General features: G+C 66.1%; 17 protein-coding genes (1 of these 17 cut by a window edge). All 17 read right to left on the bottom strand.

Annotation, left to right across the window (positions count from 1 at the left end):
• Positions 1-3: 3 nt before the first annotated feature.
• Positions 4-825, bottom strand: coding sequence for an FAD binding domain-containing protein (locus QX135_RS14950; RefSeq protein WP_316181493.1), 822 nt, complete (start codon positions 823-825; stop codon positions 4-6).
• Positions 826-840: 15 nt separating this feature from the next.
• Positions 841-1,284, bottom strand: a complete 444-nt coding sequence (locus QX135_RS14945) for an SRPBCC family protein (protein ID WP_315812231.1) — start codon at positions 1,282-1,284, stop codon at positions 841-843.
• A gap of 4 nt (positions 1,285-1,288) precedes the next feature.
• Entirely contained in the window at positions 1,289-1,726 is a 438-nt protein-coding gene (locus QX135_RS14940; protein WP_316181491.1) for an SRPBCC family protein, read from the bottom strand.
• Positions 1,727-1,732: 6 nt separating this feature from the next.
• Complete coding sequence (locus QX135_RS14935) at positions 1,733-4,630, bottom strand: flotillin family protein (RefSeq protein WP_316181489.1); 2,898 nt, start codon at positions 4,628-4,630, stop codon at positions 1,733-1,735.
• Between the two features lie 75 nt (positions 4,631-4,705).
• Positions 4,706-5,551, bottom strand: a complete 846-nt coding sequence (locus QX135_RS14930; protein ID WP_315739529.1) for a phosphoenolpyruvate hydrolase family protein — start codon at positions 5,549-5,551, stop codon at positions 4,706-4,708.
• Between the two features lie 4 nt (positions 5,552-5,555).
• Positions 5,556-7,775 carry an ABC transporter permease gene (locus QX135_RS14925; RefSeq protein WP_316181486.1) on the bottom strand — a complete coding sequence of 740 codons (2,220 nt, stop codon included), beginning with the start codon at positions 7,773-7,775 and terminating at the stop codon, positions 5,556-5,558.
• On the bottom strand, positions 7,768-8,550 hold the full coding sequence (locus tag QX135_RS14920) for an ABC transporter ATP-binding protein (RefSeq protein WP_316181484.1): 783 nt from the start codon (positions 8,548-8,550) through the stop codon (positions 7,768-7,770). The genes QX135_RS14925 and QX135_RS14920 overlap by 8 nt, the downstream gene beginning before the upstream one ends.
• Positions 8,543-9,631 carry a branched-chain amino acid ABC transporter permease gene (locus tag QX135_RS14915; RefSeq protein ID WP_316181482.1) on the bottom strand — a complete coding sequence of 363 codons (1,089 nt, stop codon included), beginning with the start codon at positions 9,629-9,631 and terminating at the stop codon, positions 8,543-8,545. The genes QX135_RS14920 and QX135_RS14915 overlap by 8 nt, the downstream gene beginning before the upstream one ends.
• A gap of 1 nt (position 9,632) precedes the next feature.
• A complete protein-coding gene (locus QX135_RS14910) occupies positions 9,633-10,643 on the bottom strand; it encodes a branched-chain amino acid ABC transporter permease (protein ID WP_316181480.1) in 1,011 nt (336 codons plus the stop codon).
• 198 nt (positions 10,644-10,841) lie between these two features.
• Entirely contained in the window at positions 10,842-11,666 is an 825-nt protein-coding gene (locus QX135_RS14905) for an AraC family transcriptional regulator (protein WP_315739524.1), read from the bottom strand.
• Positions 11,667-11,784: 118 nt separating this feature from the next.
• Complete coding sequence (locus tag QX135_RS14900; RefSeq protein WP_315781202.1) at positions 11,785-13,035, bottom strand: ABC transporter substrate-binding protein; 1,251 nt, start codon at positions 13,033-13,035, stop codon at positions 11,785-11,787.
• 314 nt (positions 13,036-13,349) lie between these two features.
• Complete coding sequence (locus QX135_RS14895; RefSeq protein ID WP_316181477.1) at positions 13,350-13,703, bottom strand: hypothetical protein; 354 nt, start codon at positions 13,701-13,703, stop codon at positions 13,350-13,352.
• 198 nt (positions 13,704-13,901) lie between these two features.
• A complete protein-coding gene (locus tag QX135_RS14890) occupies positions 13,902-15,233 on the bottom strand; it encodes a lysine N(6)-hydroxylase/L-ornithine N(5)-oxygenase family protein (RefSeq protein WP_316234133.1) in 1,332 nt (443 codons plus the stop codon).
• Between the two features lie 19 nt (positions 15,234-15,252).
• Entirely contained in the window at positions 15,253-16,251 is a 999-nt protein-coding gene (locus QX135_RS14885; RefSeq protein ID WP_315797578.1) for a GNAT family N-acetyltransferase, read from the bottom strand.
• 196 nt (positions 16,252-16,447) lie between these two features.
• A complete protein-coding gene (locus QX135_RS14880) occupies positions 16,448-18,181 on the bottom strand; it encodes a cyclic peptide export ABC transporter (protein ID WP_315797577.1) in 1,734 nt (577 codons plus the stop codon).
• On the bottom strand, positions 18,178-19,161 hold the full coding sequence (locus tag QX135_RS14875) for an alpha/beta hydrolase (RefSeq protein WP_315797576.1): 984 nt from the start codon (positions 19,159-19,161) through the stop codon (positions 18,178-18,180). The genes QX135_RS14880 and QX135_RS14875 overlap by 4 nt, the downstream gene beginning before the upstream one ends.
• A gap of 7 nt (positions 19,162-19,168) precedes the next feature.
• A protein-coding gene (locus tag QX135_RS14870) for a non-ribosomal peptide synthase/polyketide synthase (RefSeq protein WP_316234132.1) crosses the window boundary here: on the bottom strand, positions 19,169-26,848 show its 3' portion. The gene runs 8,727 nt beyond the window's last position; only the last 7,680 of its 16,407 coding nucleotides appear in the window; its start codon lies beyond the right edge, outside the window; it ends in the stop codon at positions 19,169-19,171.

Here is a 26,848-nt window from a genome sequence, read left to right as displayed (position 1 = left end):
GGTCTAGCTCTCCTGTCCCGACAGCAGCCGCCGCAGATGCACGCCGACCACTTCGCGGCGATACCACGCGCTCGCAAGCGAATTGTCCGTGGGTGCCGTTCCCTCGGCTGCCGCAGCAGCGGCGGCGCTGATCGCGCCGGCATCGAGCGGCCGGCCTTCGAGCGCGCGCTCAGCGGCCTTGGCGCGAACAGCGGTCGGCGCCATCGATCCCAGCGCGATCCGCGCGCCGGTCACGCGACCGCCGCTCTGTGGAAGATGCGCCGCGAGCGTGACCACCGATCCGCCCTTCGGCTTGATGCGCGCGATCTTGCGATAGCGGAACGCATCCGATGACGCCGGCCTGATGCAGGACACGGCGACCACCAGCGCAGCACCCTGGCGGTCGCGCGATTGCAGGAAATCCTCGATCGGCATCTCCCGGACGCCAAAGCCGCCCTGCAGCGAGACCATGCCGTCGAGCGCCAGCAGCGCCACCGTGAAGTCGCCGAACGGCGCCGGCGCGAACAGATTGCCGCCGATGGTGCCCATGTTGCGGACCGCCGGGCCGCCGATCGAGCGCGCCGCCGGATGCAGGAAGGACAGCTCGCGCTCGGCCAGAACGCGGGCGAAGGTGACGCCGGCGCCGATCCGGATGCGCCCGCCCGTGGCGTCGATGCTCCGCAGCGCGCGATCGGTGGCGCGGATCACGGTGGCGATCGAGACGTCGCCTTCGTTGAGATCGCGCATGACCAGCGTGCCGCCGCCCAGATAGCGCGCGGCGCGGTCCGACGACAGCGCAGACGCAGCTTCGCTCGCGGCCTGAAACGTCTTCACCGTAACCGGCATCGATTCACCTCGTCCTCATGCCGCCTGCTTCAGATGCGATCGGATCGCTTCGAAGCCGGCTTGGTAGATGTCTTCCGCCACCATGCGAGTCAGCGTCTCGGCCTGTTCGGGCCGCGTCGTGAAACGGCTTTCCCAGTGCCAGAAGGTGCGGTCGCCGTCGGTGACCGGCAGCAGCCGGACATGGGCGACGTAGTTGAACAGCTGTAGCGGCGTATCGAGCAGGCAATAGCTGAAGCTCTGTTCGAGATCGGACAGCGCCAGCAGCTGCTCACGCAGCTCTGAGCCATCCTTGAGACGGAAGCGCCTGACACAGCCGATCTTGTCAGACGTCTGCGAACGCTCGATCGCCGACGTCGCGACCGCCGGGTGCCAGCGGTCATGGCCGTTGAAGTCGCGCAGCACCTCCCACACGGCCTCCGTCGGCGCATCGATGATGGTGCTCTTGACGACGTGCGGCACGGCGTCAGCCTCCGAACGCGCGCTTGAGCGCATCGAAGCCGCCCTGGAACACGCCGCCGCCGATCGAGGCGACGAGATCGGCCTCGCGCTCCGGCGCGCAGTCGAACTCGGCGGTCCATTCCAGGAAGGTCTTATCGCCATCCGTGATGGGGGTCAGCCGCAAAGTGGCGACGTAGTTCGTCACCCCCATCGGCGATTCCAGAATCGAATAGGTGCAGAACATGTCGTAGTCGGACAGGCCGAGCAGCTTCTCGCGGATGCGGTCGCCATTGCGTAAGCGGAAATCCCTGACACAGCCGATCTTGTCGGCGGGCTCACCGCCCTCGATCCGGCTCTCCGCAATCGCCGGATGCCAGTTCGGCAAGCCGTTGAAGTCGCGGACGCGCGCCCAAACCCGATCGTTGCGGGCGCTCACGACGGTGGAGACGTAGACCCTCGCCATGGTGCCTCACCCCTTTTTGCGCGGACCGCGGTCGGCCGGCGGTTCGGTTGGGCTGGTGTCATTTGCTCCACCTCCGCCGCCTGCGTCCTTGCGCGCGGCAGTCTCTTTCCGGATGCCCTGCATGTCCCTGGCTTCGCGGATCAAGCCCGGCATCTTGGCAAGGCTGCCGCCCTCGACGCCGATGTCGGAGAGGATGGAGTCGATCAGCGGCGCCTGGACACGGTAGCGCAGCGCGGAGTCGATCACCTCGTCGGTAGCGCTGCGGCCGCCATTGCCGTTGCCGCCATTGCCATTCAGGCCGTCGACCTGGAGGATGCGGATGCCCTCGATCTTCTCCATCGGCTTGACGCTCTCGCGCACGATACCCTCGATGCGGTCGAGCAGCTTGCGCCGGAACAGCGAGTAGCGCGCCTGGTCGGTCAGCACATTCTCGGCCTCGTTGAGCAGCTTCTGCGCTTCCGCCTCGACAGCCGCGCGGACCCGCTCGGCCTCGGCGGCGATCCGGGTCTCCTCCGCCTGCTTTTCGGCAATCAGCACCTCCACGGTCTTGCGCCGGCGGGCGATCTCGCTCTCGCGCGCAGTGATCACCTTTTCCGTTGCCTCGGTGGCACGCGTGCGCGCCTCCTCGGCGGCGACCTTGGCCGCGGATTCCTCCAGCGACTTCTGATACAGCGCGATCGCCTTCTCCATCAGCGCCGTCTCGACGTCCTTCTCGCGGTTCACTTCCAGCTTGCGCAGCTCGCGCTCGCGGCCGATGCGGGCCTCGTCGAGACCGCGATCGGAGGCGATGCGCGCGCGCTCGACCTCCTCGCGGGCGGCGATCTCGGCCTCCTGCAGCGACTGCACACGCGCGACCTCGAGCTGCTCGATGGCGCGGCGGCGCTCCAGCCGGACAGCCTCCAGCGCCTGTTCGCGCGACACGTCCGCAGTCTCGACCTGCTTGCGCGCGACGATCTCGGCTTCCTTGACCTGCCGATCGGCATCGATGCGCTCAGCGCGCTTGGCGGCGAGCTCAATCACCCTGATCTCATCGGCGAGCTCGATCGCCTTCTTCTGATCGATGTTCAGCACCTCGCGCGTCCGCGACGAGGCGATGCGCTCAGCCTCCAGCGCCAGCTCGACCTCGATGCGGCGCCGCTCCACGGCCTCGCGCCGCTTCAAATCCGCGGCTTCGACGGCCTCGGTGCGCTGGATCTCCAGGCTTCGCGTCTCCTTCTCCGAGCGGATGCGCTTCTCGGCGACAGCCTGTTCCTGCGCGATACGGGCCGCCTCGATCGCCTCGCGCGAGGCGATGTCGGCCTCCTCGATGGTCCGGATGCGCGCGATCTCCAGCGCACGCACCCGTTCCTCCTGCGCGATGCGGCTGGCTTCCGTCGCCTCGCGCGCGGCAATGCCGGCGATCTCGATGCCCTGGTTGCGCTCGATCTCCAGCTTGCGCGTGGCATGCTCGGCGGCGATGCGCTCTGCGGACAGCACCTGCTCACGCGCAATGCGCGCGGCTTCGACCGCCTTCTGCGCCTCGATCTCGGCCTCCTGGATGTTGCGCACCTGGGCGATCTCGGTGGCGCGCGTCCGCTCGTCGGAGCTGATGCGCTCCAGGTTCACGATCATGGTCTGGGCGATCCGCGCCTTCTCGGTCGCCTCGTGCGCCGCGATCTCCGCCTCCTCGATCGCGCGGGTGCGCTCGATCTCGCGGCGGCGTGTCTCCTCGTCGTTGGCGATGCGCGCATCGGAGACCACGCGGTCCTGCTGAATCCTGGCCTTCTCCACGGCCTCGCGCGCGGCGATCTCGGCTTCCTCGATGGTGCGGGTCCGCTCGATGTCGCGTTGGCGCACCTCGCGCTCGGATTCGATGCGCGCGGCATCGATCGCGCGCTGGTTGGCGATGCGCGCCTTCTCGATGTCCTCGCGCGCCAGCAGCTCGCGCTCCTCGACCGCGCGCGTGCGCTCGATCTCCCGCTGCCGCGTGTCGCGCTCGGCCGCGATCCGCGCCTCCGCAATCGTCAGCTCGTTGGCGATGCGGGACTTCTCGATCGCCTCCCGCGCCATGATCTGCGCCTGCTCGGCCTCGGTCTCGCGCAGCGCGCGCTCGCGCGCCACCTCCGTCCGCTGCAAGGCGCGGCGCATCTCGATGTCGCGCTCCTGCTCCAGCCGTGCCGTCTCGCTCTCCCGCTCGATCTCCAGCGCCTCGCGCTCGGCTTCGAGATTGCGGGTGCGGATCTTGATCATCGAGTCCTGCTCGATGTCGTTGCGCAGCTTGCGCTTGCTCTCGATGTCCTCCATCAGCCGTGTCAAGCCCTCGGCGTCGAACCGGTTCGAGGGGTTGAAGAATTCGAGATCGGTCTGGTCGAGATCGGTGATCGCGACCGATTCCAGCTCGAGGCCGTTCTGGGCCAGCGCTTCGGCGGCCGCCGCTTTGACGCGCGAGACGTAGTCGCCGCGCTGCTCGTGCATCTGCTCCATGGTCATCTCCGCGGCGACCGCGCGCACGGCAGAGATGAACTTTCCGGACAGCAACGCGTGCAATTTTTCCGGCTCGAGCGTGCGACGGCCGAGCGTCGCCGCCGCGATCGACACCGCCTCGCGGGTGGGCTGGACACGAACGTAGAAATCGGCCTCGACGTCGACCCGCATCCGGTCGCGCGTGATGACGGCATCCTGCCGCGCACGCGTGATGCCCATCGGCAGAACGTTCATGTTGACCGGCGTATAGTCGTGGATGAACGGCAGCACGAAGGCGCCCCCATTGATCACGACGCGCTCCCCCATGAAGCCGGTGCGGACGAAGGAGACCTCCTTCGAGGAGCGATGATACAGCCAGTTGACGATGTAGACGGCGACCACGATGACGACGATCGCGACGATCAGCCAAAGGATCAGCTCACCAACCAGAACCCCGGACATCTCATTCCTCCCTCGGTCTCCCGTCCGGCGAGCGCGGCGCCGTGCACCGTTGCTGCCGGAGCTCGTGTTGTCGCCTCAGACGCGGCGTGGCCGCGAGCTGATCGCCTTGAAATGTCGCACCTGCTCCGTCAGCGCCCGCTCCACCGGCAGCCGTTCCATCGAGGAGGCGCCGTAGAAGCCGTGGCAATTCTTCGTATGCTTCATGATGAAGTCGGCATCGGCCGGCTCGGCGATCGGGCCGCCATGCGCCAGCACCAGGATCTCCGGGTTGACGCTGAGCGCAGCCGAGGCCCAGCTATCGATCAGGCCGGGGCAGTCATCGAGCTTGGGCGCGGTCTGCGCGCCGATCGAGCCGCCCGTGGTGAGACCGAGATGGCAGACGATGATGTCGGCGCCGGCGATCGCCATACCCGCGGCCTGGGCCTCGTTGAACACGTAGGGCGTCGTCAGCAGGTCCTTGTCATGGGCGCGCCCGATCATGTCGATCTCCAGCGCGTAGGAAATGCCGGTTTCCTCCAGATTGGCGCGGAAGGTGCCGTCGATCAGGCCAACGGTCGGAAAGTTCTGCACGCCGGAGAAGCCGAGCGTCTTCAGCTCATCGAGGAAGACATCCATGTCACGGAACGGGTCGGTGCCGTTGACGCCCGCCAGCACTGGGGTGGACTTCACCACCGGCAGCACCTCGCTCGCCATCTCGACGACGATCGCATTGGCGTCGCCATAGGCCATCAGCCCGGCGAGCGAGCCGCGGCCGGCCATGCGATAGCGACCGGAATTGTAGATCACGATCAGGTCGATGCCGCCGGCCTCCTCGCATTTGGCCGACAGGCCGGTGCCGGCGCCGCCGCCGATGATCGGCACACCACGGCGCACCATGTCGCGAAACTTCTTCAGCAGCGGTGCGCGCTCATATCTCGCCATCCCCTCACCTCGCCTGTCTGCGCCGCGCCGGCAGCCGCCCGAGCATCGGCCTGATGGCGCCGACGATCGCCGCGACGAACTCGTTGTCGTTGATGTGATGCGGCACGCGGATCAGGCGCCGGCTCGAGGTCTGCCGCACGGTCTGTTCGAGGCTGCGGAACAGCGCCTCGTCCGCCTCGCGATCGAAGAACGGCTGGCCCGGCGCATCGAGCGCCGAGACGCCCTTCTCGGGCAGGAAGAACCGGACCGGCCCGTCCATGCGATTGAGCCGCTCGCCGATCCAGCGCCCCATCTGCGCGTTCTCCGCCGCCGTCGTCCGCATCAAGGTGACCTGCGGGTTGTGGACGTGAAACTTGCGGCCGCGATAGCGCTCGGGAATGGTCTCGGGCGCGCCGAAATTCACCATGTCGAGCGCGCCGACCGAGCCGACATAGGGCACGCGGCTGCGGATGATGGCGCCGAAGCGATCCTCGATGGCCGGAAACACACCGCCCATCAGCAGGTCGCAGACCTCGGTCGTGGTGAGATCGATCAAGCCGGCGAGCATGCCGGACTCGACCAGCTTCTCCATCGAGCGGCCGCCGACGCCGGTGGCGTGGAAGACCAGGCACTCGTAGTCGTCGCGCAGCTCGGCCGTGAGCTTCTGCACCGCCGGCGTGGTCACGCCGAACATGGTGATGCCGATGGCGGGACGTTGCGGTCGGGTGCGGTCAGCGACGGCGGACTGCTGCTCGCGCGCCGTCACCATGCCGGCAAGCGCATGCGCGCCATTGCTCAGCACCGCGCGCGAAATCGAATTGAGTCCTTGGACGTCGGTGACCGAGTACATCATCGCGATGTCGGCCGGCCCGACATAGGCGCCGACGTCACCGGATGCGACAGAGGAGATGATCAATTTCGGTACACCGACCGGCAGGTCGCGCATTCCCGGCGTGACCAGCGATGTGCCCCCAGACCCTCCGGCCGAGATGATGCCGGCTACATTGTCCTGCCGTCGCAGCCAACGTGCGAAAGCTTCTGCCATCGCGGTGACCGATGCGCCGCGATCGGGGCCGAACACGGCGGAGCCGCCGCGGGGATGATTGAGTGCGACCTCCTGGGCCGAGACGTCGCAGCTCGCGTGCCGTCCGCTGGTGGAGACATCGACAAGTCGGGTGCGCAGGCCGTGGCCCGCGACGATGTCGCGGATGAAGCGCAGCTCGTCACCCTTGGTGTCGAGCGTGCCGACCACGATCACCGCCGGCGGGCCCGCCGCGATCGACACGGCGCCCTCGCGACTCTGGCGAGTTGCCTCGTCGAGCCGGGTCACACTGGTGGACAGCGTGCGCGCCTTGGCCTCGATCTGCGCGATCGGCACCGGCTGCGACCAGCGCGTCGGCAGCACGGGATTAGAGACGTAAACCTTGACGGGCGCAGCTTTCGGCGTCGTTGACACCGCCGCACGTGCGACGGGCACCTCCTGAACCTCGCCCGTCCCGAGATCGGTCTCGTCGCCGGCATGCTGGCCGACGCCGAGCAGACGCTGCTGCAGCTCGCGATCGGCGGCGAGCCGGGCCGAGTCGATGATGCGGTTGATGCGGCCGTTGACCATGATGGCCACGCGCGGCGAGATCGCCGTGGCGACGCCGATGTTCTGTTCGATCACGAGGACCGCCATGTCGCCGTCCTGGCCGAGCCGGATCAGCATCTCCTCGACCTGGGCGACGATGACCGGCGCCAAGCCCTCTGTCGGCTCGTCCATGATCAGGAGCTGCGGATTGGTCAGCAGCGCGCGCGAGATCGCCAGCATCTGCTGCTCGCCGCCCGACAACTGGCCGCCGCCATTGTTGCGCCGCTCGGCCAGGCGCGGAAATGTCTCGTAGACGCGCTCGACGGTCCAGGCACCGCGGCGCTGGCCCGCTGCCAGGCGCAGATGCTCGTCGACGCTGAGCGAGCGCCACAGACGCCGCCCCTGCGGCACATAGCCGACGCCGAGCCTTGCGATGCGCGCCGGATTGAGCCCGGTGATATCCTCACCACGCAGCCGAACCGATCCGCCGGACGGCCGCAGCAGGCCCATGATGGCCTTGCACAGCGTCGTCTTGCCCATGCCGTTGCGGCCGACCAGCGAGAACACGCCGCTGTCGAGCCGGAGATCGACGCCCTGCAGCGCATGCGAATGGCCGTAGTACACGTCGAGGCCGCGGACCTCGAGCGCAGGCGCGGAGCGGCGGACGTCATTCATGGCCGCCTCCGAGATAGAGCTCCTGCACCTCCGGATCAGATTCGATCTCCTGCGGCGCGCCTTCCTTGAAGACGCGGCCGTTGTGCATCATCGTCACGCTCTCGACGACGCGTAGCGCCACGTCCATGTCGTGCTCGATGATGATGTAACCGATGTGCGGCGGCAGCGACGTCAGGATCTCGACCAGCTCGCGCCGCTCGGTCGGCGACAGACCCGCCGCCGGCTCGTCGAACAGGATGAATCGGGGCGCTCCGGCCAGCGCCAGCGCGATCTCGAGCTGGCGCTGCTGGCCATGGGCCAGCTCCGACACCAATTGATCGCGCACTGACGTCAGATGCACCGCCTCGATCAGGCGTTCGGTCGCCTGCATCAGTGCATCGTTGACGCTGGGCCGCAGCATCGAAAACCGCGCGCGCGAGACGCCGCGGCAGGCCAGGTAGACATTGTCGCGCACCGAGAGGCCGAGGAACAGCGCCGAGATCTGGTAGGTGCGGCGCAGCCCGCGGCGGATCCGCTCATAGGGCGGAAAGGTGGTGATGTCCTCGCCGAAGAAGCGGATCGTGCCGGAGGTCGGCAGAAAGTCGCCGGTGACGCAATTGAACAAGGTGGTCTTGCCGGCGCCGTTCGAGCCCAGCACCGCGCGCCGCTCCCCAGGCCGCACCGTGATCGTGATATCGGTCAGCGCGGCGAGCGCACCGAACATCCGCGTCACGCCGCGCAATTCGAGGGCTGCAGTCGAGCCGAGCGCCGAGAGCCGGTCCGCGACCCTATCCATGGCCGTGACCTCCGGGACGCGACCGCGTCTGCGATGCCTCGCTGCGACGGCGCCACCGATCATAGAGGCCGATCACGCCATCGGACGACCAGAAGACGATGGCGAGGAAGCCGAGCCCGATCAGCAGCCGGAACCGGTTGCCGTCGAGCCCAACCTTGACCAGGAAGTCGAGCGCAAAGGTGCGCAGGATGACGAAGATGAAGGCGCCGATATACGGCCCGACCGGCCGGGTGATGCCGCCGACGACGGCGACGATGAGAATGTCGATGCAGCGCTCGACCGCGACCGATCCGGGCGAGATCTGCCGATAGTTCCAGACCTGCAGCACGCCGCCCATGCCGGCGATCAGGGCCGCGAACGCATAGGCGGCGATGCGATGTGCATTGACGTTGAAGCCGAGCGCGGCCATGCGCCTGGGATTGTCGCGCACGCCCTGCAGCGCCAGGCCGAATGGCGCGCGCGACAGATAGAGCACGGCGAAATAGCATAGTGCGGCCACCGCGAGCGTCAGGTAATAGAACGCGATGTCCATGCGCCAATCGACGCCGAGAAAATGCGGCGTCGCAATCGTATTGATGCCGGTGTGGCCGTTGAAGATCGCCCAGTTCTGGTTGGTGAAGTAGTAGAACGCGGCGCCGATCGCGAGCGTGATCATGATGGTGTAGATGCCCTCGGTACGCACCGCGAGCGCGCCGCCGAGCGTGCCGAACAGCACCGCGAGCACCAGCGCCATGGGCGTCGCCAGCCACCACGGCCAGCCCAGGCTGATATTGGCGTTGCCGCTGACGCCGAACACGGCAACCATGTAGCCGGCAAAGCCCGCAATGGTCAGTTGCATAAGGCTGACCATGCCGCCATAGCCGGCGAGGAACATCAGGCTCAGCGCGACGGTGCCGAGGATCAGGGTGGTGCCGAAGATCTCGATCAGGAAGAAGCCGTTGGCGATCAGCGGCATGATCAGCAGCAGCGCCGCCACTGCCCAGGCCCAGGGCTGCTCGGTCACCGACCACGCCGCCGGTTGCGCTCTCGCGCTTCCCGCCAGCATGCTCTCCCGCGCCCGTGCCTCCTGGATCAGCGACATCTCAGCGCCTCGCCAGCAGGCCCTGGGGCCGCACCGCCAGCACCAGCACCATGATCAGGAAAGTCACGACGATCGCATAGGTCGGGATGTAGACCGAGCCGAGCTGCTCGGCGAGGCCGATGATGACAGCGCCGAGCGCCGCGCCAGGGATGGATCCCATGCCACCGACGATCACGACCACGAGCGACGCCAGCAGAAAGCGCGTATCCTCGCCGGGCGAGATCGACTGGAAGGTTCCGCCGACCACGCCGGCAATGCCGGCCAGCCCCGCGCCGAGCGCGAACACCAGCACGAAGACGAGCTGAATCTGGACGCCGGTCGCCGCCAGGATCTCGCGATCATCGACGCCGGCGCGCACGATCATGCCAACACGGGTGCGGTTGAGCGCGAGCCACATCGCGACGCCGATCACGACCGAGCCGCAGAAGATCACCAGCCGCACGAGGGGATACTGCAGGAACACCGCCTCACCCGACGATTTCATCGCCGTCATCAGCGGGAGCTGCACCGGTCCGATCAGCCAGGCCGGCGTCTGGACCTGATAGAAGTCGCCGCCGAACGCCCACAGCATCAGATCGGCGAACACGATCGAGAGGCCGATCGTCACCATGGTCTGGCGCAGGTCCTGCCCCTCCATGCGGCGAAAGACGAGCAGTTGCAGGAGAACGCCGATGGCCGCGACGACGATGAAGGCGGCGGCGAATGCGAGGATCCATGACCCGGTCGCGGCGGACACTCCGTAGCCCACATAGCCGCCGAGCAGATAGAGCGAGCCGTGCGCAAGATTGACGTTTCGCATCAGGCCGAAGATCAACGTAAACCCGCTCGCGACCAGGAAATACAGTCCGCCCAGCGTGATGCCGTTGAACACCGCACTCAGGAACACCTTCTTCCTACCGATCGCCTCCTCAAGCCCCGGCGGCCAGACGGCGAAGATCAGCCACGCCAGCAGCGCCAAGGCGAGGAGAATGATGAGGGACCAGATCGGGTGACGCTCGATGAAGCGGCTCATCGTCCCTCCCTCATGGTCAGAGGGACGGATCCGTCATCACCGCGGAAAGGCGCATTCAGCCGAAGATCGCCGGGTGTGCCGGCCATCGCTCGTCCTCCCTCGTCGGATCCTTTTCCGGATCACGTTCCGAAGAGTGTAGCGGCAGACAAGCATGCGCACTTGATCGACAGTCTCTTTCGCGCGACGCGCAGCAGCACGTCAGGCACGCAGCACTTTTGCAGCGCGGCGATAATCGGTCGGCGCCATGCCGACATTTCCGGCGAAGAAGCGCGTGAAGCCGCTCTGGGAGGTGAATCCGAGATCGAAGCCGATGTCGGCGATCGGCGACTCCGTCGCCACCACCGCATCGAGCGCCCGCTCCATCAGCAGCGTATTCAAATAGAGGTTGGGCGTTACTCCGGTCTGGCTACGGAACAGCCGATAGAAATGAGGCCGCGACAGTCCGGATTCGCGAGCGATGTGATCGAGCTCGATCTCGGCGCACGGACTGTCCGACATCAGCTTGATGCACTTGCGAACTCGAAAATCCGTCACTTCCGCGCACGGCCGCTCGGGCATCTGATCCGAGACGCGCCAGCTCTCCTCGTAGCAACTGTCGATCAGCTGCCGCAACTCGCCGTCGAGGCAACCTAGCGATGGCGCACCACATACCAACGCTGCGGCACGGCGAATGCAGCGGTCGAGGGCGGCGGTTCGCCGAAAGCAGGTACGACCAAACCGCAGGCCCTGCTCGCGCGCGGCCGACGGCGTGAACCACTCCGCATTGACGTAGAGCACGAAGAAGATGGCGCCGTTGCCGACATCGTTCGGCAGGAAGTTGTGCGGTTCCCACGGATTGACCGCGACGATCCAGTCCTCGCCGATCTGATAATGCTGGTCGCAGACGTCGATATCGGCCGGCGTCCCGCCAACATGAAAGATCAGATGTCCCTCGCGGTGGGCATGCACATTGAATGGCCGATTGAGCTGATAAACCGTCGCGCGGCCGAAGCGAGCATGAAAGACGGCGAGCGCCCTACTCATCACTTCCTCACCGAAATGGTTCTTATTGTTCGTCAGCGTCGATCATTGTTTTGCAGAAAGCAAGAGACGCGACGACGCGGCCCGAGCCCGCTCGAGCCGCGTCGCTCTCTGCAGAAGGTCAGTACTTCTTACATTCGGGCACGGTGCGGCTCGGCAGGCCGATCTTGGCGAAGGTGGCGGCGTCGTATCCCAGCGTCTGGTTGACGTCGGGAATCACCTTCACGACCTTGCTGAACAGCGCGCCCTTGCCATCGTCGACGACCTCGGTGACGAAGTTGGTGCCGATCGCCTGGCGGTTGGCGTCGAGCTTGATCTTGCCGTTGGGAGCATCGATCTCGATCTTCGCCAGCGCCGCCTTTAGCTTGGCCTGGTTGTTCGACAGATCGCCATTGACCTCGCGCAGCGCCAGGATCAACGCCATGGTCGAGCCATAGTAGTTGGTGGCAAGCAGCGACGGGCTTGGGAAGCGCTTCTCCGGCGGGAACGAGTCCTGATAGGCCTTCACGAACTTCTGCCAGCGCGGATCCTCCCAGGTATCGGCCTGCCCCGATGCCGCAATCGTACCGATCAGGGCGTTCTTGGCATTGCCCTTTGACGACAGGATGGTCTGGTCGATCATGATCGAGCCGCCCATCAGGTGCGCCTTGCCGCCGGCCTGTTGATACTGGTTGAGGAAGTTGACGGCATCGGCGCCGCCGAGACCGAGATAGATCGCATCGACATCATCGGGCAGCGCCGCGATCACCGACGCGAAATCCTTGGTGCCGAGCGGCACCCATTGCCGGCTGGAGATCTTGCCGCCCAGGCCGCAGAACTCCAGCGCCAGGCCGAACACCTGGGTATAGATGAAGGAATAGTCCTCGCCGACAGTCGCGATCTTGCGATAGCCCTTGGTCTCATAGGCATATTTGCCGAGGCCGACCTGCCATTGGGCGCCATCCATGTTGAAGCGAAAGAAGTTCGGCGCGGGATCGACATAGGTCGTCTCCTGCGCACCGGACGCCGCGTTGACGAATGTCAGTTCCGGGTGCGTCTTGGCGAAGTTCTTGACGGCGATGCCCTCGTCGCCCGACAGCGGCGACAGCAGGATCTGCACCTTGTCCTGCTCGATCAGCTTGCGCACGGCACGGACGGCCGAGTCCGGCGTGGCATCGGTCGACGCGACGACGAACTCCAGCTCCTTGTCGCCGACCTTCTTGCCGAGCACGTTCAGCGCGGTGACATGGCCGCGCATTCCGTCCTCGCCGAGCACGGTATAGGTGCCCTCCAGCGTCGCCGTGACGCCGACCTTGATCTTTTCCTGCGCGAATGCCGTGCCGGACAGCAAAAGCGCCGTGAACACGGCGATACCTACACTTCGCATGTGCATCGAACTCCTCCCTTGTCGCCCATTGCTGGGGCACACGAGCGTGTGCCGGCCACTGTTTTGTTGGCCATGTTGGCAGCGGACCTTCCCGACGCCTCGCGTGATCTCTGACGAGCGACGGTGAGCCCCCATCGACCGCGGAGGCTAGCGGATGAGCCGAGGCCGGGCGCAACCCGCCCGGCCTCGGCCTTGACGACGAGTCTCATTTTCCATGATGCGACGCGATAAGCATGTGATGCACTCCGCGTGCATCGCGGTCCCGTCAGGGCTTCGGCGGCGTGGCAGCGGCCTGGCCGCGCTGGCAGAGCACGGGCAACTCAACTGCCTCGGCCCGGCTCCCTTGGGATCGTCTTGGAGTTCAATCGACGCGATCGTACCGCCACCCGAGACCGCCGGATGCGCCGCTTCCGAAATTCCAATCCGCACATGGCAATATCGATGCTTTCGTGCGGATGCCGTAGACGGCGTCCGTGGAACGCGAGCCATTTCTCGACCTGGCGCACGACCACGCGGCCGAGTCCCAGTCGCCGCACCAACTCGTCGCGCGTATGCAGCGAGGCGATGTCGACGATGTAATCGAGCCGTTCCGACATGGTCCGGCCGACGAGCCGCGCGTATTCACTCGACACTAGCAAGGTTACGACCCGCTCAGGCAGATGCGGCTCACCCATTTCCAATCCTGCACTCCACCGTGCCCGCCGGCCGACACGAGATGTCGGTCATCCAGCAGTTGCAGGCACGGCGCCCCCCGATGACAATTCGACCGTGACACGCCAGGGACGGCCAGGTCGTCGCAAAGATGCCCTTTCGGCCTCAATCCACGACGTCGCGCGCGGCGCGCTCGTCGCGGCTCCGCATTCGGCTTTCCATCACGAGTACACGCGCTCGCCCCGGTCATGCGAGGACGCTGCGTCCTGTTCTCTCGCCGTTGTCGACACGAGCGACTTCGTGATCTCCTGAGCCCGCATCGGCAGCACCGAGAGCAGCGTATCGCTGAGGCCGTGCGAGGTTTCGGCGCAGCCCTGCACATAGACGTGTGGACGAAACGCGGGACTTGTCTGCAGACGATAGTCGCGATCAAGCGACGCCGACTCGATGTAGCGGCTGATCGGATCGAGACACCCCGGGATCGGAGATCGCTCGTAGCCGGTGGCGAGCACGACGGCATCGTATGCCGCTCGGCGGCGGACCTCCTCGTCCTTGTTATTGAACTCGAGCACCACCCCCTCGGGGGAGGCATGAGCTGCGACGATCTCGCTGCGCGGATGAAGCGCCAGCTTCCGAGCTCCGGCAACGCGCTGCTGATACGTCATCCGGTAGAGCTGATCGAGCAGGTCGGGGTCGACCACCGCATAATTGGTATTGCGGAAGCTGCGGACGATTGTCTCGCGCTGCCCGTCGGACCGCGAATGGAAATAATCGGTGTAGTCCGGGTTGAAGATCTCGTTCACGAACGGGCTGCTGTCGGCCGGCTTGAGCGCATGCCCGCGGAAGACCAGATCGATCTGGGCGCCCGGAATCCGCTCGCTGAGATCGAGGGTGACCTCAGCCGCACTTTGCCCGCCGCCGATGACCGCCACCCGCGGCGAGCGGCCGTCCGATCCTGCCGCAAGCGTCGAGCCGAGATAGCCGCTGGTGTGCACGACCCGCGGATCCATCGCGACCGCTCGAAATACGGACGGGATGTGCGGCACGCCGCCGACGGCGGCCACGAGGTGCCGCGTGACGCGTGACCGTTCTTTCCCGTCAGCCATGCGCGTGAGCACGCGAAGCGCGGTGACGGACTGACCGGCGTGCACGGGCTCGACAGCCTCGACTGTCTCTCCATATGCGACCATGGCGCTGAACTGGCCGGCGACCCATCGGAGGTAGTCGTTGAACTCGATCCGGCTCGGATAGAACGTCTTGCAGTTGGTGAAGTCGAGCAGCCGGCCGGATTTGTGAAGATAGTTGACGAAGGTGAACGGACTGGTCGGATCGCGAAGCGATACCAGATCCTTGAGGAAGGAGATCTGCATGCTGCTGCCGGGCAGCAGCATTCCGCCATGCCACTTGAAGTCCTGCTGCCTTTCCACGAACAGGGACCGGCATTTCAAGCTTTGCTGCCTGGCGCAATCGTCGAGTGCAATCGCCAGTGCGAGGTTCGATGGCCCGAAGCCAACGCCGACGACATCATATTCAGGGGCAGGATGATACGACATGAGTGATGCTCCGTCCGCGCTAGGCTTCTATGGGTGCTTCCTTAGGAGCCGGCTGCCACAGCCGGTCGCCGAAGAAGCGCTCGCGCAGCAACATGACCAGGGTTGCCCGCTTGTGTGGGAAGTCGAAGTTCTTGAGCCTGGCAAAGCCCGCCAGATCCAGGTTACGCAGCTGCTGGGAATGCGCCGCCGCCGGCTCGCCGACGATGCGCTCGGTGCGGCAATCGTCGAGGAACATGTAGTGCATGAGCGAGGGAAGCCAGGCCGTGATGAAGCGGCGGCCCCGGAAGCCGGCCTCGCCGACGATCACGTGCCAGCCGCGATCATAGTCCGCCGCCTCGTAGAACGGCGCGATGCGATTTTCCTTTGCCCAATAGAGCTCGAAATAGCCGAAAGGCTGATCACCGAAGGAGCCGATCAGCGGCACCATGTGCGGGTCCGACATGATCCGCGACAGATACTGCCGGTGCGCGTGGATGTCCCCCGCCTCGTTCCAGAACGAGTCCACCCGCGGGTCGTTGAGCCAGCGGTGGACCAGCGGGAGATCGTGAGCGATGTCGACGACGCGAAAACTGACGACGTCGGACAGCCAGGGAATAAAACGGGCGTAGACGGTGCCGACCGGCTTGGGCGGTCGCCGTGGATGGCGCCTGCCATCGGTCATCGTGTAGGATAGTGGAAACGGCGGACATGCGGCGTCCGTCAGCCAGTTCTCGCGTCGCTGCATCACCATGTCCGGACGCAGCGTCAACCTGCCGTCGGTGACCACCGCAAGGCCGTCTCTCGCCAAGGCCGATGCTGCTGCCGGATTGTCGTCGAGCGCAAGGACGAGCCTCTCCAGCGACGGCGTCCAGCCGAAGACCGCTTCGGCCATCGCCGCGACTCCGCGCGACACGCGGCCCCAATCACCGATGCCGTCGTGCACGGTCAGCCGCATCAGCTCGCCATCTGACCGGAACGACAACAGCGCCGCACCATCCGCGATCACCTTTATCCCGTCATCGTCGCGAACGACCGACATTGTCGCGTCAATTGCGACGGGAAATGTCCGGGCGCTGCCTGCAGCGCTCGCGGTCGCGCTCATGCGAAACCCTCCCCCTTCATTGATCTGCACGGGCGTCATCCCTGTCCACTCCCGTTCAGGATGTAGATCGGCCGGCACGACGAAAACAAGAAGGTCCGAGGCACCGCGTTTAGATTAACTACAAAGCTGCGCATCACGGCTTCGTTGCCTCAAATGACTCAATGGACTCCTGCAGAGCCGGCGTGAGCGAGCGTTGCCTTCGCGCCGGCTCGCGGCGCTCGGAGGGGGCGCCCACGTCAATATTCCCGTTGCGCAGGCGCACGATCCGATCGGCGCAGTGGAAGTAGCGATCGTCGTGCGAGATCACGATGATCGTCTTGCCGAGACGTTTGAGGTCGGCGAGCAGCTCGGTGTAGAAGATTTGACGGAACGCCGGATCCTGATCGGCCGCCCATTCGTCGAACACCAGCACGGGCCGTCCCTCGATCCAGGCATTGATCAAGGCGAGCCGCTTGCGCTGGCCTGTCGACAGGTCGGTTGTGGAGAATGCGCCGCCTTCGATGGAGACTTTGTGCGCAAGCTCGAGGCGGTCGAGATAGCGCTGTGCGAGCTCAGATCGCTGATTGCTCTGCTGTGCAAGGGTGTCGAACAGGAAATAGTCCGAGAATATTGTGGTGAAGAGCTGCCGGTAGTCGTCGCGGGTCTCGCTGACGACAGGACTGCCGTCGCGCAGCAGCACGCCGCGATCGGGCACATAGAGTCCGAGCAGCAGCTTGATCAGCGTCGTCTTACCGCTGCCGTTCTCACCGACGATGAAGACGATCTCGCCGCGGCGTATGCGAAGGTCGATCGGTCCGATGGCAAAGGGCCGTTCGGATGAGGACGCCGGGAATGCGTAGGAGACTCCGCGCAACTCGATCGATTCAATCTGGTCGGCAGTCCGACCGGCCGGATCATCAAGCAGTTCCGCCTCTTCGGTGGTGAAACGGTCCGACAATTCGGCGATCCGACGCATCGCGAGCTGGGCGCGGCCGAGCGACGGCAGCATACCGATCAACTGGTCGATCGGTCCGCGCATGAACAGCAGCACCAGAACGAAGCCGCTGGACACCGAGGCCGGGCTGTCGGGCCACAGCAGCGGACGCAGCACGAGCGTGGTCCCGATCACCAGGAACAGGAGAACCGTCCCGAGCGCACGCGCCGTCACGAGCAGATTGATGGCCTTGATCTGGACGTCGCCGATCCGGTCGACGGTCTGCCCTATCAGATCGACATGGACGTGGCGCCGGCGCGGGCGGTGCAGCCGCAACTCCTTGGCGCCGTCGGAGATCGCGCGGTAATGCTTCTGCAGGTCGTCTTCGTATTGGCGCGCGAGATTGAAGCCCGTCATTCCGCGCTTGCGAGCGAGATAATGGACAAACGATCCGAGCGCGATCAAGGCTGCCGTGACCAGGAACAGCGGCCACGAGAGCACCGCCAGGTAGATCAGGCAGCCGGCGACGATGACGCCGGACACCAGGAAGGCCGGAAAGAAGAAGGCGAAATCGCTGATGGCGTCGACATCCTTGGTCAGAACCGGGATGAGGCGGTGGGACCGATAGGATTCGAGCTGGTCGATCGGCGCCATCAGGATCTTGGCGGCCAGCGACTTGCGCAGCGAGGCGACGATCCGCTGTCCGACGACGTTGGCGCTGATGTCCGAGCCGACGGAGCCGACCACGATCAGGACGCAGAGACCCGCGAACGAGGCGACCAGCCCACCAATGTCGCCTGGCCCTGCGTAAAGGCCGCGGTTCACCACGGCGAGCAGACCCGCAACGCTGGCGCCGCCGAGGAGACCGAGCAGGATGGCTGCGACGAGCAGCAACCAATAAGGCCGCAGCAGGCTTCCGACGTTGGCAAGTCCTGGATTGGATGACGTCATCATCGGTCGCCAGCTCCCATTCCCATGCCGAAGACGGTAGCGAGCTTGTCGCCGATGTCGGCGCGGGCCCGCAGAGCGTCCGGCACGACGTTGCCCATGCGCAGGAACTCGTGGATCATGCCGGGATAGACCTTCAGATCCACGGCGACCCCGGCCGCGCGCAAGCCTTCAGCATAGGCCCGCCCCTCGTCGGCCAGCGGATCGAACTCGGCGAGCACGATCAGCGCAGGCGCGACGCGCGTGAGATCGGATGCCGCCAGCGGCGCAAATCGCCAGTCGTGGCGATCGGCGTCCTGGGGGAGATAGTGGTCGAAGAACCAGTCCACGGTCTCGCGCTCGAGCAGATAGCCCGAGCCGTATTTTTCGTAGGAATCCGAGATCTGCTGCGGGCTGAGGCCGGGATAAGCGAGGACCTGAAGAGCGGGCTGCGGCAAGGCCCGGTCATCGCGCGCGGCGATCGCCAGGGCTGCAGCGAGCGTGCCGCCCGCACTGTCGCCACCGACCGCGACACGCCGCGGGTCCAGACCAAGCGCAGGCCCCTCGCGCCCGATCCAGGCGAGCGCATCCACGCAGTCCTCGAACGCGGTCGGAAACCGATGCTCCGGCGCCAGCCGGTAGCCGATCGACAGCACCGCCGCGCCGCTGTCATCGGCAAGACCCCGGCACAGCGGCTGGTGCGAGTCGAGGCTGCCGACGACGAAGCCGCCGCCATGCATGTAGAGCAGCACGGGCATCGGATCGGCGACGTCCAACGGCCGCTGCGCATAGAGCCGCGCGGCGATCTCCGTCCCGTCGCGCATGGGCAGCACAAGCTGTCTCTCGCATGCGAGCGGCGGCGGATCGATATCCAGCAACGGCGAGGAGGCGTCGAAATCGGCACGCGCCTGCGCCGGCGTGAGTTGCCGAAACGGAATGCGCGCGCCGGATTCCGTTCCGAGCTGAATCATCTCGAGCAGTGCAGCGATATCAGGATGAAGGCTCATGATCACCTCATTCAGCCGGTTCGGGCTGCAGATCCGGCGATGTCTGCGCCGCCCGGACGGGCTCCAGCCACGCGCCGAGCGCCGCCAGGAAGGATTCGTTGCTAAGGATCGAGAAGTGGTCGTCGCCGGCCACGCCACAATCCGCCGCGTGCGGCAGCCGCGCCGCGAGCCGATCGCGCTGTCGAAGCCGGCCGGACGTCCACCAGCAGCCGGGTGCTGCAACGAGATCGGCCGGCCATTCGGCCGCCCGAGCCAGTTGCGCGAGGTGGCGCCCGACCCTGAAGGCCGCGACGATGTCGTCGACGCCGAGAAGACCGTCGCGCGGCTGCAGCGGCGCCATGCCGATTGCATCGGCGACCAGGCGCCGGATCACCTCGTCCGTCACCGGCACATCGCCGGAACGAATCGCCGTCACCTGCGACGTGATGGCTGAAGGCTGCACGCCCGGCGCCGTGACCGACAGCAGCGTCAGCAAGTCGTCCGTCCAATGCCGCCCGGGCGACGGCTGCTCGTCACCATGCGGAACGAAGCTGTCGATCAGCGCCAGGCGCTCGACCCGCTCACCGCGCCGCTCAAGTTCTGCAGCAACCAAGCACGCGACCAGTCCGCCAAGCGACCAGCCGATCAGATGATAGGGTCCCTTGCTTTGCGTCCGCACGATCTCATCGACATAGCCCACGGCCATTGCCGCCAGCGACTGGTCGATGAAGGATGGTTCGACCAGCGTCCGGCACTGCAGTCCGATCAGTTGTCTCTGTCCCTCCAAACGGCGCGCCAGCGGCGCATAGTCGAACACCGTGCCGAATCCGCCGTGAAGGCAGAACACCGGCGGCGTGCCATCGACCGGCGAACTCAGGGGCAGCAGCGCCGACGGCCGCGTGGATGATGCTGCGGGGGTGCCGAGCAAGGCGCGAATGGTCGGCCTCTGCAGGAGATCGCGCAGCTTGATCTCGCCATCGAGGACCGGGTCGCGGCGAAGTCGCGCGATCACCTTGAGGCTGAGAATCGAATTGCCGCCGAGTTCGAAGAAGTTGTCGGTGACGCCCACTTGCGCGACGCCGAGAACCTCCGCCCACAGCTTCGCCATCGCGACTTCGGCAGCGCTTTCCGGCGCGATGAACGCGGCCACGGCAGCGATGTCCGGCGCGGGCAACGCCTTGCGATCGACCTTGCCGCTCGACAGCGTGGGCAGGCGCTCGAGCACGATGATGCGGGATGGAATCATGTAGGCCGGCAAGGTCCGGCGCAGCGCGGCAGTCAGCGTTGCAGACAGCCGCTCGGCCGCAGCAGCGGCGGCGTCGCCTGGCGCCCGTGGCGCCACATAGGCCACGAGCTGATTTCCTCCCGCACCCACCACGGCGAGCACGGCAGCCTGCGCGACTGCAGGGTCGCTCAACAGGGCCGATTGGATTTCGCCAAGCTCGATCCGGAAGCCGCTGACCTTGACCTGATCGTCGCCGCGCCCGAGATATTCGATCGTGCCGCTCGCATCCCATCGCGCCAGGTCGCCGGTGCGGTAGAGTCGCCCACCATCCTCCGTTGAAAATGGATCCGGCACAAAGCGTTCCGCCGTCATGCCTGGCTTGGCGTGGTACCCGCGCGCGAGCCCGAACCCGCCGATGTAGAGCTCGCCGGCGGCGCCCGCTGGAACGAGATTCAGGAAGACATCGAGGATGTAGGCCGTGCGGCGGCCGACGGGACTGCCGATCGGTGCATAGGCCTTGTCGCACTCCGTGTTGCCGTCGACCTTCCAGACCAGCGGTGTCACGACGGTCTCGGTCGGACCATATCCGTTGATCAGGATCTGCGGCTTCAGCGTCCGCCTGACCTTGTCGAAGCCGGCCTTTGGCATGGCCTCGCCGCCGAACGAATACAGCCTCACCGGCGGCGGATTGCCGGTCTGCGCCACCCATTCGGCGACCTGCTGGAGATAGGCCGGCGGCAGGCCGATGTGCGTGATGCGCTGGGCATGAAGCGTCGCAACGGTCTGCTCGGGCGTCCATAGCTCCGCATCGCGCATGACCAGCCTTGCGCCCTGCGACAGCACCGTGAGCCAGCGCTCATGTGCGCCATCGAACGCCAGCGACAGGAAATGCAGCTCGCTTGCGTGCTCATCGAGCTCGTAGAGCGAAGCGGTCGCCCTGCAATGCATCGCGAGCGGGCCATGCGCAACCGCAACGCCCTTCGGCCGCCCGGTGGAGCCTGACGTGTAGATCACATAAGCGAGGTTATCCGGATGCAGATGAGGATCCGGCGCATGATGCGGACCGGCTTCGAAATCAAACGAGGCGAGATCGATGGCCCGGACGTCAGCGATGGCGGCGACGTGACGCGAGCCGGACAGCAGGACCGTGATGCCGGCGTCACGCATCACAAAGTCAATGCGGTCCGGCGGCAGCTCGGGATCGAGCGGCACATAGGCCCCGCCGGCCTTCAGCACGGCGAGCAGCGCGGCCATCGTGGCGTCGTTGCGCTCGACGACGACCCCGACTCGCTGGTCCGGCCTGAGCCCGGCCTCGATGAGATGGTGCGCGAGCCGATTGGCGCGACGATCGAGCTCGCCGTAGGAGACGTTGCTGCCGCCGATCGTGAGAGCGACACGCTCAGGATTGCGCTGTGCATGACCGCCGATCATTTCGTGCACGAGCGGACGCGTCGCGGCAGACGCCGCCCGACCATTGCAGACACGTGCTCGCTGCACGTCCTGAGCCGCCGCCGCATCGATCGCGCCGAGCGGGGCATCCGGACTTCGCATCATGACCGCAAGCAGATGTTCGAACTGTGCCCTCACCTGCTCCGCCTGACCCGGCGTGAAGTGGCTCGGCATATAGGTGAATTCGACCTGCAGCGTATCCTCGACCAAGACGGACAGATCCATCGGATAGTTGGTGACGTCAACATTGCGCAGCTCGCCGAATTGAAGCGAGCCGTCACCTTGCAGCAGGCCACGCTCGACCGGATAGTTCTCGAACACGATGATGCTGTCGAACATGGTCTCGCCGGCACGCCCGGCCCAGCTCTGGATGTCGTAGAGCGGCGTCTGCTCGAAGTTGCGGATCGCGGCGTTACGGTCCTGCACGGCGCGCAGCCAGTCACCGATCGTTGCGGCCGGCGAAGGCGTCTCGATCACGGGCAGCGTATTGATGAACAGGCCGATCATCTGCTCGGCGCCGTCGAGACCGGGCGGACGGCCAGCGACGGTGACGCCGAACGTGATGGTCTGCTGGCCGGTGTAGCGCTGCAGCAGCAGCGCCCAGACGCCCTGGATGAGCGTGTTCAGCGTGATGCGCTCGTGCCGTGCGAACGCCTTCAATGCCGCGGTCGCATCCTTGTCGAGCCGCGTGTAACAGCGGCGATGTCCGTGCGCATCGTGGCGCCGCGCGCCGAAGGCATCGGCCAGTTGCGTCGGCTGGTCGAAGGCCGTGAGTTGTCCTCGCCAGAAGCGCTCGGCCGCCTGCGCGTCCTGGGCCAGAAGCCAGGCAACATAGTCGCGATAGTGCGCCGAACGAGCCGTGAGCGCCCGCCCGGCATAGCGCTGCAGGATTTCGGCGATGAAGCGGGCCGAGCTCCAGCCATCCATCAGGATGTGGTGATAAGTCCAGATCAGGCGATGGCGATTGTGGTCGAGCTGCAACAGGCGGACACGCTGCAGCGGCGGTACCGCGAGATCGAACTCGGCGTCACGCTCTGCGGCCAGGGCCGCTGACAGCCGCGCCTCATCGACGGCCTGTCCGCGCCAGTCTTCCGTCGTGAACGGCACGCTCGCCTCGCGATGGACCGCCTGCAGCGGTGCGCCGGACAGCTCGCGCCAGAGGAAACCGGTGCGCAACATCGGATGACAAGCAGAGACCTCCTGCCACGCGCTGCGCAGCCGCTCGACGTCCAGCCCTCGGATCTCGACGCTGACCTGGTTGACATAGACGCCGCTGCCGGCATCGCGCAGGCTGTGAAACAGCATGCCCTGCTGCATCGGCGAGAGCGGATAGACGTCCTCGATGCGGTCCCAGTCGACACCAAGCCGCGCGAGCTCCTCGCTCGTCAGCCCCGACAATGCGCCGCGCGCGACGGTGACCGGGGGCTGGTCGTTCCGCGCCACCAGGCAGGCCGGCGCGAGCAGCTCGATCGTCTGCAGCCGGAACACATCTTTCGGCTCCAGCTCGAGACCGGCGCGGCGTGCGCGACTGACCATCTGCAGCGAGATGATCGAGTCGCCGCCAAGCTCGAAGAAGTTGTCGGTGACGCCGACATCCACCTGGTGCAGCAGCTCGGCCCAGATCGCAGCGAGTGCGGCCTCGGTCGGATTGCGTGGCGCGATGCGCTGCGCCTTAGCGGACCGCGTGTCAGGCAGCGGCAGCGCCTTGCGATCGATCTTGCCATTGGGAGTCAGCGGCAGTTGTGGCAGCACCATCACACGCGACGGCACCATGTAGTCCGGAAGCAAGGAGATGAGCTGCGCGCGCAGCTCAGCACCATCGAGCGCATCGTCGCTGCTGACGTAGCCGACCAGTTGCCGACTACTGCCGAGTTCCTGCGCCACCACGACGCTGTCGCGCACGCCGGGCTGTGATCGCAACCGCGCCTCGATCTCGCCGAGCTCGATGCGGTGGCCGCGGATCTTCACCTGGTGATCGGCGCGGCCGACATAATCGAGCAATCCATCGGGCCGCCACCGCGCCAGATCGCCGGTCCGGTACAGCCGCGCACCGGGATCGCCGAATGGGTCGGGAATGAAGCGCTCGGCGCTGAGCGCCGGACGGCTCCAATAGCCACGGGCCAGGCCCTCGCCACCGATGAAGAGTTCGCCTGTCACTCCGACGGGCGCGCGGTTGAGACCGCCGTCAAGCACATGGAGCGTTGTGCTGCCGATCGGGCCGCCCAGGACGGGTGCGGGATCGCGCGCATCGAGCCGATGGCGCGCCGACCACACCGTGGTTTCCGTCGGTCCAAACAGGTTCCAGACCTCGTCTCCGAGCGCGAGCAGCCGGAGCGCCAGGTCGGGAGCCAGCGCCTCGCCGCCGCTCAGCAACCGGCAGCCCCGAGGCAGCCATCCGTGCAAACCGTCGTCGTGATCGAGCAGCATGCGCCAGCTCGACGGCGTCGCCTGGATCATGGTCACGCCCTGCCGGGCCACGATCGCCTTCAAGGCCGCCGGATCATGGGCCGAGGCGCGATCCGCCAGCACGATCCGAGCGCCACGCGTCAGCGGCAGCCAGAGCTCGAGCACCGCGATGTCGAACGACAGCGAGGTCAAACCGAGCACGCGGTCATCGCGCGCAATGCCGGGCTGCTCAGCCATCGTCGCCAGGAAATTCGTCACGGCGCCATGGCGCACCATCACGCCCTTGGGCAGGCCGGTCGAACCGGAGGTGTAGATGACGTAAGCGAGGCTTTCAGGATGGATGGCGACGTCGAGATTGCCTGCGTCGACCGTTTCTTCTCCAGCCACCTCGTCCAGCAGCCAAGCCTGGGCGTGGCCGCCTGCCAGCACCGGCGCAAGCCCATCGTGGAGCGTCGCTTGCGTCAGCAACAGCTTCGCGCCGCTGTCGCTCAGCATGTGCGCGAGACGCTCGGCCGGATAGTCCGGATCGAGCGGCAAATAGGCTCCGCCTGTCTTGAGCACCGCGAGCAGCGCCACCATCATCGTGACACCGCGCTCGAGCGCCAGCCCCACCACCACGTCGGGACCTACGCCATGCTCCCTGAGCCTGTGGCCGAGCCGGTTCGCGCGCGCGTTCAGCGCGCCATAGCTGATCGTCTCCTCATTGTGCACGAGCGCGATCGCATCGGGCGCGCGCTCTGCTTGCGCCTCGAACTGAGCGACGACGCTCGGTGTCGTCACGGCCCTCGCCGAATCGTTGACCCGCGCCAGCAGCGCGATGTCTGCGGAATCATCGGCCGCAATGCAGCCGACCGCCTGCTCGGCATCGCGAGTGATGGCCGCGAGCAGTTGCACGAACGCCATCTGCAGCCGACGGATCTCGACTTCGTCGAAATGTTGCTGCTGGAAATTGAACACCAACCGCAGCTCTCTTTCGAGACCGACGCTCACGAACAGCGGATAGTTGCTCGTTTCGAGGATCCTCGTCCGGCTGACGCTCAGGCGGCCATCCTTGGTCTTCAAGGCCTCGTCGACCGGATAGTTCTCGAACACGAGAATGCTGTCGAACAGCGGACGCCCTGCCCGGCCCGCGATCCGCTGGATGTCGGCCAGCGGCATCCAGCCGTGATCCCGCAAGGCGAGATTGCGATCCTGCAGGTCGCGCAACCACGCGCCGATCCGCTGCTGCGGATTCTCGGCGTCGACCACCGGCAAGGTGTTGATGAACAGGCCGACCATCTCCTCGGCGCCGGCGAGCCCGGCGGGTCGGTCGGACACCGTCACGCCGAAGCAGACCGTGTCCTGGCCGGTGAATCGACGGAGCAATTGCGCCCATGCCGCCTGCATCACCGTGTTCAGCGTGACCCGCTCGCGGGTCGCGAAACGTTGCAGTCGCTCGCTGAGATCGACGTCCACCGCCATGGTGAGCGAGCCATGGCCCACGCGCCCGTCGACCGCAGGCTGCGCTAGCAGGCTCGGCTCGTCGAGCCCGGCCAACGCCGCTCGCCAGAACTCGGCCGCAGCACCATGGTCCTGCGCCTGCAGCCAGGCGATGTAGTCGCGGTAGCGCGGCGGTTGTCCCTGCAGCGCCGCCTGCTCCTCGTGCTGCATCACCTCGGCGATGAAGCGGGCCGAACTCCAGCCGTCCATCAGGATATGATGATGAGTCCAGATCAGCCAATGCCGGTCGTCGGCGATCCGGATCAGCCTCACGCGCTGCAGCGGCGGCCGCGAGAGATCAAACCCGTCGACGCGCTCGCGGTCTGCAACCGTCGTGAGCGCAGCATCCAAGGCGGCCGGAGCGAGCTGCGCCGCACGTTCCCGCCAATCCTCCGCGACGAAGGGAACGTCGGCACTGCGATGCACGACCTGCTGCGGCGTTCCTGACAATTCACGCCACAGGAAGCCGGTGCGAAGCACGGCATGACGATGGCTGACAGCCTGCCATGCGGCCCGCAGCTTGCCGGCGTCGAGACCGCGGATCTCGGCCGCGACCTGATTGACGTAGACCCCGGTGCCGTCGTCGTGCAGCGCGTGGAACAACATGCCCTGTTGCATCGGCGACAACGGATAGATGTCCTCGACCTCGCGCCAATCCAGCGTCAGCGCGTCGAGTTCGGCCTGGCTCAGCTTCGACAGCGGCACATCGGATGGCGTCACGCCATGGACGCCGCTCGTGCAGTGATCGACCAGCTCACGAAGCGCCGCCTCGAAACAGCCTGCGACGCGGGTCACGGTCTCGCGTCGATAGCGCTTTCTGCTGAAGCCGAACGATAGCTCCAGACGACCGTCGAGCACTCTCGCATTGATGGCGATATGGTGGCGCAACGGGCTCGATGCCGCACGCGACGGGCCGGCGCTCTCGGGCGCGATCGAGAACAGCGCAGTCTCGTCCGTGCTGCCATCGACCTGACCGAGATAGTTGAACCCGATGCGCGGCTGCGCTCCCGTCGTCAGCGTCGCACGCTGGGCATCAGAACCCAGATAACGCAGGACGCCGTAACCAAGTCCCCGGCTGGGGACTGACCGTAGCATCTCCTTGGTCGTCTTGATCAGCACCGCGGGTGGCTGCGATCCAGCCATCAGATG

It is taken from the genome of Bradyrhizobium sp. SZCCHNR1098, from assembly GCF_032489375.1.
Classification (GTDB): domain Bacteria; phylum Pseudomonadota; class Alphaproteobacteria; order Rhizobiales; family Xanthobacteraceae; genus Bradyrhizobium.
This window is presented reverse-complemented; position numbering and strand designations above follow the sequence as displayed.